The 13,513-nt window shown below is 60.9% G+C and carries 10 protein-coding genes; 8 read left to right on the forward strand and 2 right to left on the reverse strand.

Translation table 11 applies throughout. The features are described 5' to 3' along the window. Positions 1-51: 51 nt before the first annotated feature. Together ACF6ZU_RS05940 and arcD (ACF6ZU_RS05945) are read right to left on the reverse strand one after the other, a co-directional pair. Positions 52-915: a DNA-3-methyladenine glycosylase family protein gene (locus ACF6ZU_RS05940; protein ID WP_392890938.1), complete on the reverse strand. Its 864-nt coding sequence runs from the start codon at positions 913-915 to the stop codon at positions 52-54. Beyond that, on the reverse strand, positions 912-2,339 hold the full coding sequence (arcD, locus tag ACF6ZU_RS05945) for an arginine-ornithine antiporter (RefSeq protein WP_392890939.1): 1,428 nt from the start codon (positions 2,337-2,339) through the stop codon (positions 912-914). Before arcD (ACF6ZU_RS05945) ends, ACF6ZU_RS05940 begins: the two co-directional genes overlap by 4 nt. A 459-nt stretch (positions 2,340-2,798) precedes the next feature. Here arcD (ACF6ZU_RS05945) and arcD (ACF6ZU_RS05950) point away from each other — a divergent pair, with 459 nt between their 5' ends. The 8 genes from arcD (ACF6ZU_RS05950) (at position 2,799) to gcvP (ending at position 13,480) form a co-directional block, all read left to right on the forward strand. Next, positions 2,799-4,226, forward strand: a complete 1,428-nt coding sequence (gene arcD / locus ACF6ZU_RS05950) for an arginine-ornithine antiporter (protein WP_392890940.1) — start codon at positions 2,799-2,801, stop codon at positions 4,224-4,226. Between the two features lie 35 nt (positions 4,227-4,261). Further along, on the forward strand, positions 4,262-5,518 hold the full coding sequence (gene arcA, locus ACF6ZU_RS05955) for an arginine deiminase (protein WP_392890941.1): 1,257 nt from the start codon (positions 4,262-4,264) through the stop codon (positions 5,516-5,518). Positions 5,519-5,587: 69 nt separating this feature from the next. Beyond that, on the forward strand, positions 5,588-6,598 hold the full coding sequence (locus ACF6ZU_RS05960) for an ornithine carbamoyltransferase (RefSeq protein ID WP_392890942.1): 1,011 nt from the start codon (positions 5,588-5,590) through the stop codon (positions 6,596-6,598). Positions 6,599-6,786: 188 nt separating this feature from the next. Then, positions 6,787-7,716, forward strand: coding sequence for a carbamate kinase (arcC, locus tag ACF6ZU_RS05965; protein WP_392890943.1), 930 nt, complete (start codon positions 6,787-6,789; stop codon positions 7,714-7,716). Positions 7,717-7,728: 12 nt separating this feature from the next. Beyond that, entirely contained in the window at positions 7,729-8,091 is a 363-nt protein-coding gene (locus ACF6ZU_RS05970) for a DUF5064 family protein (RefSeq protein WP_392890944.1), read from the forward strand. 194 nt (positions 8,092-8,285) lie between these two features. Then, positions 8,286-9,794, forward strand: coding sequence for a sigma-54-dependent transcriptional regulator (locus ACF6ZU_RS05975; RefSeq protein WP_392890945.1), 1,509 nt, complete (start codon positions 8,286-8,288; stop codon positions 9,792-9,794). A gap of 438 nt (positions 9,795-10,232) precedes the next feature. Beyond that, entirely contained in the window at positions 10,233-10,616 is a 384-nt protein-coding gene (gene gcvH, locus ACF6ZU_RS05980) for a glycine cleavage system protein GcvH (protein WP_392890946.1), read from the forward strand. 11 nt (positions 10,617-10,627) lie between these two features. Beyond that, a complete protein-coding gene (gene gcvP / locus ACF6ZU_RS05985) occupies positions 10,628-13,480 on the forward strand; it encodes an aminomethyl-transferring glycine dehydrogenase (protein WP_392890947.1) in 2,853 nt (950 codons plus the stop codon). Positions 13,481-13,513: the final 33 nt, after the last annotated feature.

The following is a 13,513-nucleotide window of genomic DNA, read 5'->3' on the forward strand; positions in this document are numbered from 1 at the left end:
CGAGCCTGCTCGCGATAGCGTCAGATCAATCACTAAAAATCCCGGACCCGCTCAGTCAGCCCGACTCAACGAAGTCCAAAGCACCTGCGCCGCATACCCTCGACAAGGCCGCCAGCCTTCCGCCCGCGCCAACAACTCCCGGGCCGTCACCCGCTCCCCTTCAAGCGCCGACAACGCATTGATCAACCCCACATCCCCACTCGGAAACGCATCCATCTCCCGCAACTGTCGCAACGCGATGTACTGCGCCGTCCAGTCGCCAATCCCGTGCAATGCCAGCAACCGCGCCACACTGCCCTCGCGGCCCGGCTCGAACAACTGCGGATCATCGAGCAACGCCTGCGCCACGCCCGACAATGTCCGGCCCCGACTTTTCGGCATGCCCAACGTCGCCAGATCCGCCGCCGCCAATACATCCGCCTCAGGAAACACATAAACAACACCGGGAAAAACCGACGCCAGCGGTGACCCATACTGCGCCACCAGTTTCCCCGCCAACCTGATCGCCGCCCCCACCGTGATCTGCTGACCCAACACCGCACGAATCGCCAGTTCCAGACCGTCCCACGCCCCCGGAATCCGCAAGCCCGGTCGCTCGGCAATCAACCGCGTCATCAGTGGATCAGCCTTCAGCTGCCGATGGATCGCCGGCAGATCCGCATCCAGATCAAACATCCGCCGCAGCCGCGCCACGATCTGCGGCACCGCCGCTGGGTCAGGGAAATCCAGCGTCACCTCCAGCGCATCACCCGCCCCGGGCCTGATCGAAAACGCGCCGTGAATACCGTCCAGACCGATGCTGCGCGAATACACGCCATCGACCACGGTTTCCATCCCGGCCACTGCCCGGGCCGACAAAAAACCCATCATCGCCGGCCAGTCATAGGGCGGCTGGTACGCCAGCGACAACCTCACAGCGACAGCAAGCCGCTGTACAACCCGTAGGCCGCCAGGCCCGCGCCGATCATGACGCCGGTAAAAATCCCCTTTTCGATGGTCGTGAACAAGGGTTCGCCCTGTTCGTGCTTGGCCTTGGCGAACAGAATCACCCCCGGCGCATACAGCAGCGCCGACAGCAGCAAATACTTGACCCCGCCGGCGTACAACAACCACACCGCATAACCCAGGGCAATGCCGCCAATCATCAAGTCCTTGGTCCGCTCCGCCGAGGCGTGTTCATAGGTTTCACCGCGCCCGCTCAGCAGCACCGCATAAGCCGCCGACCACAGGTAAGGCACCAGAATCATCGAGGACGCGAGGTAGATCAGGCTGGTGTAAGTCCCCTCCGAAAACAGCGTGATCAGCAGGAAAAGTTGAATCATCACGTTGGTCAGCCACAGCGCGTTGACCGGCACATGGTTGGCGTTTTCCTTTTTCAGGAAGGCCGGCATGGTCTTGTCCTTGGCCGTGGCGAAGAGGATTTCGGCGCAGAGCAGCGCCCAGGACAACAGCGCGCCAAGCAGTGAAATCGCCAGACCGACGCTGATCAACAAGGCGCCCCACGGCCCGACGATGTGTTCCAGCACCGCCGCCAGCGACGGGTTCTGCAGGTTGGCCAGTTCCGGCTGACTCATGATCCCCAGCGACAACACGTTCACCAGCACCAACAGCGCCAGCACCCCGAGGAAACCGATGACCGTCGCCCGCCCGACATCCGAGCGTTTCTCCGCCCGCGCCGAATAGACACTGGCACCTTCGATGCCGATAAAAACAAACACCGTCACCAGCATCATGTTGCGCACCTGATCCATCACACCGCCGAAATTCGGGTTGCTGCGGCCCCAGATATCACGGGTAAAAATGTCTGCCTTGAACGCCACGGCGGCGATGACGATGAACATGATCAGCGGCACGATCTTGGCCACGGTGGTCACCTGGTTGATGAACGCCGCCTCCTTGATCCCGCGCATCACCAGGAAATGCACGGCCCACAGCAACACCGACGCGCAGCCGATGGCAATCGGCGTGTTGCCCTGGCCAAACACCGGGAAGAAATAACCGAGGGTGCTGAACAGCAGAACGAAATAACCGACGTTGCCCAGCCAGGCGCTGATCCAGTAGCCCCAGGCCGAAGAGAAGCCCATGTAGTCGCCGAACCCGGCCTTGGCGTAGGCGTACACCCCGGAATCCAGCTCGGGTTTGCGATTGGCCAGGGTCTGGAACACGAAGGCCAGGGTCAGCATGCCGACGGCGGTGATCGCCCAACCGATCAATATCGCGCCGGCATCGGCCCGGGCTGCCATGTTCTGCGGCAAGGAGAAAATCCCCCCGCCAATCATCGATCCCACCACCAGCGCGATCAATGCACTCAGGCGAAGCTTTTGCGTCGGTTGCGACATTCGCGCGTCTCCATTGATGAAACCGATTCGGCCAAGGCGACCACGGTCGTTAAACCGTCACAAGGTAACTTTTAACTAAATAGATACAGCGTAATAACGTTTGTTGAATAACGCCAAGCAGCGCCGTTTATTTATAACCGATGATTCTATAAGCGTAAGGGCAAAGAGCAAATTTGTGGGTCAATCCTAATTAATCGATTCCACAATGGAAACAGGAGTCAAAAATTTGCGGAACGCAGAAAACGAACTAGCGTAAAAGTTCCAAGCAATTGGAGTTATTCCTTTTGTATGAGTCGAGGCCTCTGGATCGGGCTTTTGCGGCGAACGCTTCATGCCCGGGAAAGATTCATAAGTCTTTCATTAACAATGGAATGTGCCCATGCACTGATCTATGTCAGCTGACTGAATTGCTAACAGAACTAATCTGTTGTCTCTCTTCTCCTGCATTGGAGTCATGCAATGTCTGAATCCCCCGGAAAACTGAAACTCGGTGCACTTGTCGCGTTGGTTGTCGGCTCGATGATTGGTGGCGGGATCTTCTCTTTGCCCCAGAACATGGCCGCCAGTGCCGACGTCGGCGCGGTGCTGATCGGTTGGGCCATCACTGCCGTAGGCATGCTGACACTCGCCTTCGTGTTCCAGACCCTCGCCAATCGCAAACCTGACCTGGACGGCGGTGTTTACGCCTACGCCAAGGCCGGATTCGGCGACTACATGGGTTTCTCCTCCGCGTGGGGTTACTGGATCAGTGCCTGGCTCGGTAACGTCGGTTACTTCGTCCTGCTGTTCAGCACCCTCGGCTACTTCTTTCCGATCTTCGGCGAAGGCAATACCGTTGCCGCGATAATCGGCGCATCGGTGCTGCTCTGGGGCGTGCACTTCCTCGTCCTGCGCGGGATCAAGGAAGCGGCGTTCATCAACCTGGTGACCACCGTCGCCAAGGTCGTGCCGCTGCTGCTGTTTGTGCTGATCGCGATTTTCGCCTTCAAGCTCGACATCTTCACCGCTGACATCTGGGGCGTGAAAAACCCCGACCTGGGCAGCGTGATGAACCAGGTGCGCAAAATGATGCTGGTCACCGTCTGGGTGTTCATCGGCATCGAAGGCGCGAGCATTTTCTCGGCCCGGGCGGAAAAACGCAGCGACGTCGGTAAAGCCACCGTGATCGGCTTCATCACCGTGCTGTTGTTCCTGGTGCTGGTGAACGTACTGTCTCTGGGCATCATGACCCAACCGGAACTGGCGAAACTGCAGAACCCGTCGATGGCTGCGGTGCTGGAGCATGTGGTCGGTCATTGGGGCGCAGTGCTGATCAGCGTCGGCCTGATCATTTCCCTGCTTGGCGCGTTGCTGTCATGGGTGCTGCTGTGTGCGGAGATCATGTTCGCCGCCGCCAAGGACCACACCATGCCGGAATTCCTGCGCCGGGAGAACGCCAACCATGTGCCGGTCAATGCCTTGTGGCTGACCAACGCGATGGTGCAGCTGTTCCTGATCATCACGTTGTTTTCCGCCAGTACTTACCTGTCGCTGATCTACCTCGCCACCTCAATGATTCTGGTGCCGTATCTGTGGTCCGCGGCGTATGCACTGCTGCTGGCGGTGCGCGGCGAGAGCTATGAAAACGACCCGGGAGAACGCTCGAAGGATTTGCTCATCGGTGCCATTGCGGTGATCTACGCGGTCTGGCTCGTCTACGCAGGGGGCACCAAATATTTGCTGTTGTCTGCCCTGCTCTATGCGCCCGGAGTCGTCCTGTTCGCCAAGGCCAAGCGAGAACTCGGCAAACCGATTTTCACCAACGTCGAGAAGCTGATTTTTGCAGCCGTGATCGTGGGCGCCCTCGTGGCGGCTTACGGGCTGTATGACGGCTTCCTGACTCTGTAATACCCGATTGTTTTGTCATCTGGAGGAACACTGTAATGACCACGGAAAAAGTTAAGTACGGCGTGCATTCCGAAGCCGGCAAACTGCGCAAAGTCATGGTTTGCTCCCCCGGCCTGGCCCACCAGCGGCTGACCCCGAACAACTGCGACGAACTGCTTTTCGATGATGTGCTGTGGGTCGCCCAGGCGAAGCGTGACCATTTCGACTTCGTCACCAAAATGCGTGAACGTGGGATAGACGTGCTGGAAATGCACAACCTGCTGACCGACATCGTCGCGATCCCTGAAGCCCTCGACTGGATTCTCGAGCGCAAAGTCACCGCCGATTCAGTCGGCTTGGGGTTGATCAACGAAACGAAGTCATGGCTGCGCAGCCTGGAGCCGCGCAAGATCGCTGAGTTCCTGATCGGCGGTGTCTCGGCCGATGACCTGCCGGACAGTTTTGGTGGCAAGACCATCCAGATGTTCCGCGACTTCCTCGGCCACTCCAGCTTCATCCTGCCACCACTTCCGAATACCCAGTTCACCCGCGACACCACCTGCTGGATCTACGGTGGCGTGACGCTGAACCCGATGTACTGGCCGGCACGTCGCCAGGAAACCCTGCTGACCACGGCGATCTACAAATTCCATCCGCAATTCACCAACGCCGACTTCGAGATCTGGTACGGCGACCCGGACAAGGACCATGGCAGCTCCACCCTCGAAGGCGGCGACGTGATGCCGATCGGCAACGGCGTGGTCCTGATCGGCATGGGTGAACGCTCGTCCCGCCAGGCCATCGGCCAACTGGCGCTGAACCTGTTCAAGAACAAGGCTGTGGAAAAAGTCGTCGTCGCCGGCCTGCCGAAATCCCGCGCAGCGATGCACCTGGACACGGTGTTCAGTTTCTGCGACCGCGACCTGGTAACGATCTTCCCGGAAGTGGTGAACCAGATCGTCGCCTTCACCCTGCAGCCTGACGAAAGCAAACAAGGTGGCATCGACATCCGTCGCGAAGAAGCCAGTTTCCTCGACGTCGTGGCCAAGGCCCTCAACCTCAAGGCGTTGCGCGTGGTGGAAACCGGCGGCAACAGCTTCGCCGCCGAACGCGAGCAGTGGGACGACGGCAACAACGTGGTGGCCGTGGAGCCTGGCGTGGTGATCGGTTATGACCGCAACACCTACACCAACACCCTGTTGCGCAAGGCGGGCGTGGAAGTCATCACCATCAGCGCCGGCGAACTCGGACGCGGCCGTGGCGGCGGCCACTGCATGACCTGCCCGATCGTCCGCGACCCTATCGACTACTAAACGACCATCCCCCCGGCCGCACTGACCCGGTAGCGGCCGGGACGATTACCGAACTCAAGGAGAATCATCATGGCGTTCAACATCCACAACCGTAACCTGCTCAGCCTGGAGCACCACACGCCCCGCGAGCTGCGTTACCTGCTCGACCTGTCCCGCGACCTCAAGCGCGCCAAGTACACCGGCACCGAGCAGCAACACCTCAAAGGCAACAACATCGCGCTGATCTTCGAAAAGACTTCGACCCGTACCCGTTGCGCCTTCGAAGTCGCGGCCTATGACCAGGGCGCCAACGTCACTTACATCGACCCGAATTCCTCGCAGATCGGCCACAAGGAAAGCATGAAGGACACTGCCCGAGTGCTCGGGCGCATGTACGACGCCATCGAATACCGTGGCTTCAAGCAGGAAATTGTCGAAGAGCTGGCCAAGTTCGCCGGCGTGCCCGTGTTCAACGGCCTGACCGACGAATACCACCCGACGCAAATGATCGCCGACGTGCTGACCATGCGTGAACACGCGGACAAGCCAATCCACGAGATCAGCTACGCCTACCTCGGCGACGCGCGCAACAACATGGGCAACTCGCTGCTGCTGATCGGCGCCAAGCTGGGCATGGACGTGCGCATCTGCGCGCCGAAAGCGCTGTGGCCCCTTGATGACCTGGTCGCGCGCTGCAAGAAATACGGCGAAGAAAGCGGCGCCCGCATCACCCTGACCGAAGACCCGAAAGCGGCGGTCAAGGGCGTGGACTTCATCCACACCGACGTCTGGGTGTCGATGGGCGAACCGGTCGAAGCCTGGGCCGAACGCATCCAGCAACTGCTGCCTTATCAGGTCAACGCGGAACTGATGAAAGCCACCGGCAACCCGCGCACCAAGTTCATGCACTGCCTGCCGGCGTTCCATAACAGCGACACCAAGGTCGGCAAGCAGATTGCCGAGCAGTATCCGCACCTGTCCAACGGCATCGAGGTCACCGACGACGTGTTCGAGTCGCCTGCCTGCATCGCCTTCGAGCAAGCGGAAAACCGCATGCACACGATCAAGGCGATCCTGGTATCGACCCTGGCTGACCTCTAACGGCTGACCCGGCTCCTTCTGCAGGCACACCACCCCTGTGGGAGCGAGCCTGCTCGCGATAGCGGAGTAACAGCCAACTTCATTGTTGAATGTGAAATGGTAATCGCGAGCAGGCTCGCTCCCACATTGACCGGGTTTCGACAAAGGAACCGAGTCGCTCGTAATCTCTTTAATGGAAGGACTGAATCATGCGTATCGTCGTTGCTCTGGGCGGTAACGCCCTGCTCCGCCGTGGTGAACCCATGACCGCGGACAATCAACGCGCCAACATCCGGATCGCCACGGAACAAATCGCCAAGATCCATGCCGGCAACGAACTGGTGATCGCCCACGGCAACGGTCCGCAGGTCGGCCTGCTGTCGTTGCAGGCGGCGGCCTACACCTCGGTGTCGCCTTATCCGCTGGACGTGCTCGGCGCCGAAACCGAAGGCATGATCGGCTACATCATCGAACAGGAACTGGGCAACCTGCTGGACTTCGAGGTGCCCTTCGCCACGCTCCTGACCCAGGTCGAAGTCGACGCCAACGACCCCGCATTCCAGAACCCGACCAAACCCATCGGCCCGGTGTACGCCAAGGCGGAAGCGGAAAAACTCGCCGCTGAAAAAGGCTGGGCGATTGCCCCGGACGGCGACAAGTTCCGTCGCGTGGTGGCCAGCCCGAGACCGAAACGCATCTTCGAAATCCGCCCGATCAAGTGGCTGCTGGAAAAAGGCAGCATCGTGATCTGCGCCGGCGGTGGCGGCATCCCAACGATGTACGGCGCCCACGGCAAGTTGCAAGGCGTGGAAGCGGTGATCGACAAGGACCTGTGCTCGGCGCTGCTGGCCGAACAACTCGACAGCGATCTGCTGGTGATCGCCACCGACGTCAACGCCGCCTTCATCGATTACGGCAAACCCACGCAGAAAGCCATCGGCGAGGCGCACCCGGACGAAATGGAAAAACTCGGTTTCGCCGCCGGCTCCATGGGGCCGAAGGTTCAGGCAGCCTGCGAGTTCGCGCGCCATACTGGAAAAGTCGCGGTGATCGGTTCACTCTCAGACATCGAGGCCATCGTCCAGGGCACGGCCGGCACCCGTATCAGCACGGCTAAACCTGGCATCACTTATTTATAAGGAGAACCGTCAATGGCACAGTTCGAGCCCGGTCACCTGCACATCGAGCGCCACGCACTGACACCGGACGATGTCAGCTACAACGTGCACCTCGACTATGAAGTTAGCAAGAACGACAAAGGGGAAAAAGGCATCCAGTTCACCCTGCATGGCAGCATTCAGGGCAAGGACATGTCAGAGCCCTTCTTCCTGCCCAAGGAGGAGGCCTACAACTTCGCCAGGGATGTGACAAGAATTGCCGAGAAGTACGGAATTCCGAAAGCACACAGCCAGATCGGCTCAGTCCACAAGCATTACGACCTGATGTTCGAAGACATCCGCAAGCAGCTGGACATGAAGTCCGGCGACCCGGTGAACCTCGAACACTTCGAATAACCCTGCACACCACAAAACCTGTAGGAGCCGGCTTGCTGGCGATGGCATCACCTCGGTGAATCAGACAAACCGAGGCGATGCGATCGCCAGCAAGCCGGCTCCTACAGGTAGCGGTCCCATCAGCGGATTTCACCTGAACCCCTCCTCCAAGGCATACTTGCCACCCTCCGCATTCCAGAACCAAAAACCGCCCCATGCGTATCCACGTCAGCTTCATCGACCGCGTCGGCATTACCCAGGAAGTCCTGGCCCTGCTCGGTGGGCGCAATCTCAATCTGGATGCGGTGGAAATGGTTCCGCCCAACGTCTACATCGATGCGCCGACACTCAGCCCGGACGTGCTCGAAGAGCTGCGCGACGCCCTGCTCAGCGTGCGCGGCGTGCAGGCCATGACGGTGGTCGACATCCTTCCCGGTCAGCGCCGGCACCTGCAGCTCGATGCGTTGCTCGCGGCGATGACCGATCCGGTGCTGGCCCTGGACAGCGCCGGCAAGGTGCTCCTGGCCAACCCGGCATTGATCGCGTTGTACGGTCGCGAACCGGCCGGTGAAAGTGTCGCGGAGCTGTTCGCCGATCCGGCGCTGCTCGACGCCCTGCTGGAACACGGCTTCCGTTTGCCCCTGCGCGAGATTACCGTCAACGGTCAGACCCTGTTGCTCGACGCCACGCCGATCACCGACGCCGGCGCCTTGCTGACCCTCTATCAGCCAAACCGCATCGGCGAACGCCTGTCGGCGCTGCACCACGACCACGCCGAAGGGTTCGATGCGCTGCTCGGTGAATCGCCAGTTATCCGCACGCTCAAGGCCCGCGCCCAGCGGGTGGCCGCGCTCGATGCGCCGCTGTTGATCCAGGGCGAAACCGGCACCGGCAAAGAACTCGTCGCCCGCGCCTGCCACGCCATCAGCGCGCGGCACAGCTCGCCGTTCCTGGCGTTGAACTGCGCGGCATTGCCGGAGAACCTCGCCGAAAGCGAGCTGTTCGGCTACGCCCCCGGCGCGTTCACCGGTGCGCAACGCGGTGGCAAACCGGGGCTGATGGAACTGGCCAACCAGGGCACGGTGTTTCTCGATGAGATCGGCGAAATGTCGCCGTACTTGCAGGCGAAGTTGCTGCGCTTCCTCAACGACGGCAGCTTCCGCCGGGTCGGTGGCGACCGCGAGGTCAAGGTCAACGTACGGATCCTCAGCGCCACCCACCGCAACCTGGAAAAAATGGTCAGCGAAGGCACGTTCCGCGAAGACCTGTTCTATCGCCTCAATGTGCTGAACGTCGAAGTCCCGCCGCTGCGCGAACGTGGCCAGGACATTCTGCTGCTGGCGCGCTACTTCATGCAGCAGGCCTGCGCGCAGATTCAGCGACCGGTGTGTCGCCTGGCACCCGGCACTTACCCGGCGCTTTTGGGCAACCGTTGGCCCGGCAACGTGCGGCAACTGCAGAACGTGATCTTCCGCGCGGCGGCGATTTGCGAAAGCAGCCTGGTGGACATCGGCGACCTCGACATCGCCGGCACCTCCGTGGCGCGCCAGAGCGACACCGACGTCGACAGCCTGGAACAGGCGATGGAAGAGTTCGAGAAAACCCTGCTGGAAAAACTCTACGTCAGCTACCCCTCCACCCGGCAACTGGCCAGCCGCCTGCAAACTTCCCACACCGCGATTGCCCATCGGCTGCGCAAGTACGGCATCCCCAACAAGCCGTAATCGCTGTTGGTTCGAACGTATTCTTTCGATGAACCTCGACCTGTAGGAGCCGGCTTGCTGGCGATGGCATCTCCTCGGTTTGTCAGTTGCACCGCGGTGATGCCATCGCCGGCAAGCCGGCTCCTACAGACCGTGGAGCATCTGAAAACGACCTCCACCTGTACTGAAAGCGCTACAGCGGAACGATATCGCTACACCTTCGCGAGATCACCGCAGCACAAGGCTTTGATCCACCTATACTTTTTTGTCCGCACTCGACTGTAGCGATTTCGCTACACCCCTCAAAAACGCACTGTCAAAACAAACTCCTAACCAATTGATTTAAAACAATAAAATCAAATTGGCCGCGATTTTGCTAAGTAACCCCGCATAAATCAGGGCTTATGCCCAAGCATTCAATCGCGTCCACCAGACGAGTCTGGCCCCTTAGGAGTTTCCATGAGCGAGTTGCGTTTTACTGAAGATCACGAATGGCTGCGTACCGAAGCTGATGGCAGCGTCACCGTCGGCATCACCGCATTCGCGCAGAACGCCTTGGGCGACGTGGTTTTCGTACAACTGCCTGAGCTGCAGTCCTACGAAAAAGGCGCAGAAGCCGCCACCGTGGAATCGGTAAAAGCCGCCAGCGGCGTGTACATGCCACTCGACGGCCAAGTGCTGGAAGTGAACCCGGCGCTGGACAGCAGCCCGGAACTGGTCAACGAAGATCCGCTGGGCGAAGGCTGGTTCTTCCGCTTCCAGCCAACCGACGCCTCGGCTGTCGCCAAACTGCTGGATCAGGACGCGTACGACCGTCTGATCAAAGCCAACGCCGAAGCCTGAGGAGCACGAACATGACTCAAGTTAATCTGACCACCGCCAACGAATTCATCGCGCGCCACATCGGCCCGCGTTCCGGCGATGAGCAAGCGATGCTCAACAGCCTCGGTTTCGACTCCCTGGAAGCCCTGAGCGCCAGCGTCATTCCGGACAGCATCAAAGGCACCAGCGTCCTCGGCCTCGAAGACGGCCTGAGCGAAGCCGACGCCCTGACGTTGATCAAAGGCATCGCCGCCAAGAACCAGCTGTTCAAGACCTACATCGGCCAGGGCTACTACGGCACCCACACGCCGTCGCCGATCCTGCGCAACCTGCTGGAAAACCCGGCCTGGTACACCGCCTACACCCCGTACCAGCCAGAAATTTCCCAGGGCCGTCTCGAAGCGCTGTTGAACTTCCAGACCCTGATCAGCGACCTGACCGGCCTGCCGATCGCCAACGCCTCGCTGCTGGACGAAGCCACCGCCGCTGCCGAAGCCATGACCTTCTGCAAACGCCTGAGCAAGAACAAGGGCAGCCACGCATTCTTCGCCTCGGTTCATTGCCACCCGCAAACCCTCGACGTATTGCGCACCCGTGCCGAGCCTTTGGGCATCGACGTAGTGGTCGGCGACGAGCTGGAACTGACCGACGTGACGCCGTTCTTCGGCGCCTTGCTGCAATACCCGGCAAGCAACGGTGACGTCTTCGACTACCGCGAGCTGACCGAACGCTTCCACGCGGCCAACGCTCTGGTTGCCGTGGCTGCCGACCTGCTGGCCCTGACCGTGCTGACCCCGCCGGGCGAGTTCGGCGCCGACGTGGCCATCGGCAGCGCACAGCGCTTCGGCGTGCCGCTGGGCTTCGGTGGCCCGCACGCGGCTTACTTCTCCACCAAGGATGCGTTTAAGCGTGACATGCCGGGCCGTCTGGTCGGTGTCTCCGTGGACCGCTTCGGCAAGCCGGCCCTGCGCCTGGCCATGCAGACCCGCGAGCAACACATCCGCCGCGAGAAGGCCACCAGCAACATCTGCACCGCGCAGGTTCTGCTGGCCAACATCGCCAGCATGTACGCCGTGTACCACGGCCCGAAAGGCCTGACCCAGATTGCCAACCGCATTCATCACCTGACCGCGATCCTCGCCAAAGGCCTGAGCGCACTGGGCCTGACCGTCGAGCAAGCCAGCTTCTTCGACACCCTGACCCTGAACACCGGCGCCAACACCGCCAAGCTGCATGACAAGGCGCGTGCACAGCAGATCAACCTGCGGGTGATCGATGGCGAACGCCTGGGCCTGTCCCTCGACGAGACCACCGCGCAAGCTGACATCGAAACCCTGTGGGCCCTGTTCGCCGACGGTAAGGCGCTGCCAGACTTCGCCGCCCTCGCCGCTTCCGTGCAAAGCACCCTGCCGGCCGCGCTGGTTCGTCAATCGCCGATCCTCAGCCACCCAGTGTTCAACCGTTATCACTCGGAAACCGAGCTGATGCGCTACCTGCGCAAGCTCGCCGACAAGGACCTGGCCCTGGACCGCACCATGATCCCGCTGGGTTCGTGCACCATGAAGCTCAACGCCGCCAGCGAAATGATCCCGGTGACCTGGGCTGAATTCGGTGCCCTGCACCCGTTCGCTCCGGCCGAGCAAAGCGCCGGCTACCAGCAACTGACCGACGAACTGGAAGCGATGCTCTGCGCCGCCACCGGTTACGACTCGATCTCGCTGCAACCGAACGCCGGTTCCCAAGGTGAATACGCCGGCCTGCTGGCGATTCGTGCTTATCACCAGAGCCGTGGCGAAGACCGTCGCGACATCTGCCTTATCCCGTCGTCCGCCCACGGCACCAACCCGGCAACCGCCAATATGGCCGGCATGCGTGTGGTCGTGACCGCCTGCGACGCCCGTGGCAACGTCGACATCGAAGACCTGCGCGCCAAGGCCATCGAGCACCGCGAACACCTCGCCGCGCTGATGATCACTTACCCGTCGACCCACGGCGTGTTCGAAGAAGGCATCCGCGAAATCTGCGGCATCATTCATGACAACGGCGGCCAGGTGTACATCGACGGCGCCAACATGAACGCGATGGTCGGCCTGTGCGCACCGGGCAAGTTCGGCGGCGACGTGTCCCACCTGAACCTGCACAAAACCTTCTGCATCCCCCACGGCGGTGGCGGCCCGGGCGTCGGCCCGATCGGCGTGAAATCGCACCTGACCCCGTTCCTGCCGGGCCACGCCCAGATGGAACGCAAGGAAGGCGCGGTCTGCGCGGCACCGTTCGGCAGCGCGAGCATTCTGCCGATCACCTGGATGTACATTCGCATGATGGGTGGCGCGGGCCTCAAGCGCGCTTCGCAACTGGCGATCCTCAATGCCAACTACATTTCCCGTCGCCTCGAAGAGCACTATCCAGTGCTCTACACCGGCAGCAACGGCCTGGTGGCGCACGAATGCATCCTCGACCTGCGTCCGTTGAAAGACAGCAGCGGCATCAGCGTCGATGACGTTGCCAAGCGCCTGATCGACTTCGGTTTCCACGCCCCGACCATGTCGTTCCCGGTGGCCGGCACGTTGATGATCGAGCCGACCGAAAGCGAATCCAAGGAAGAGCTGGACCGCTTCTGCGACGCCATGATCCGCATCCGCGAAGAAATCCGCGCGGTGGAAAACGGCACGCTGGACAAGGAAGACAACCCGCTGAAAAACGCCCCGCATACCGCGGCGGAACTGGTCGGCGAGTGGAGTCATCCGTACAGCCGCGAGCAAGCGGTGTACCCGGTTGCGTCGCTGATCGAAGGCAAATACTGGCCGCCGGTCGGTCGCGTCGACAACGTCTTCGGTGATCGCAACCTGGTCTGCGCCTGCCCGTCGATCGAAAGCTACGCTTGATCTATAGGGGGCGGTTGATTCGCCCCCATTTTC

The sequence above is a fragment of the Pseudomonas migulae genome (genome assembly GCF_043225285.1).
GTDB classification, from domain to species: Bacteria; Pseudomonadota; Gammaproteobacteria; order Pseudomonadales; family Pseudomonadaceae; genus Aquipseudomonas; species Aquipseudomonas migulae_C.

Excerpts from the sequence above, each read along its gene's own strand:
- gcvP (WP_392890947.1), top strand. The coding sequence starts at position 10,628 with ATGACTCAAGTTAATCTGACCACCGCCAACGAATTCATCGCGCGCCAC.
- arcD (WP_392890939.1), bottom strand. The coding sequence starts at position 2,339 with ATGTCGCAACCGACGCAAAAGCTTCGCCTGAGTGCATTGATCGCGCTG.
- arcA (WP_392890941.1), top strand. The coding sequence starts at position 4,262 with ATGACCACGGAAAAAGTTAAGTACGGCGTGCATTCCGAAGCCGGCAAA.
- ACF6ZU_RS05960 (WP_392890942.1), top strand. The coding sequence starts at position 5,588 with ATGGCGTTCAACATCCACAACCGTAACCTGCTCAGCCTGGAGCACCAC.
- ACF6ZU_RS05970 (WP_392890944.1), top strand. The coding sequence starts at position 7,729 with ATGGCACAGTTCGAGCCCGGTCACCTGCACATCGAGCGCCACGCACTG.
- gcvH (WP_392890946.1), top strand. The coding sequence starts at position 10,233 with ATGAGCGAGTTGCGTTTTACTGAAGATCACGAATGGCTGCGTACCGAA.
- arcC (WP_392890943.1), top strand. The coding sequence starts at position 6,787 with ATGCGTATCGTCGTTGCTCTGGGCGGTAACGCCCTGCTCCGCCGTGGT.
- ACF6ZU_RS05975 (WP_392890945.1), top strand. The coding sequence starts at position 8,286 with ATGCGTATCCACGTCAGCTTCATCGACCGCGTCGGCATTACCCAGGAA.
- arcD (WP_392890940.1), top strand. The coding sequence starts at position 2,799 with ATGTCTGAATCCCCCGGAAAACTGAAACTCGGTGCACTTGTCGCGTTG.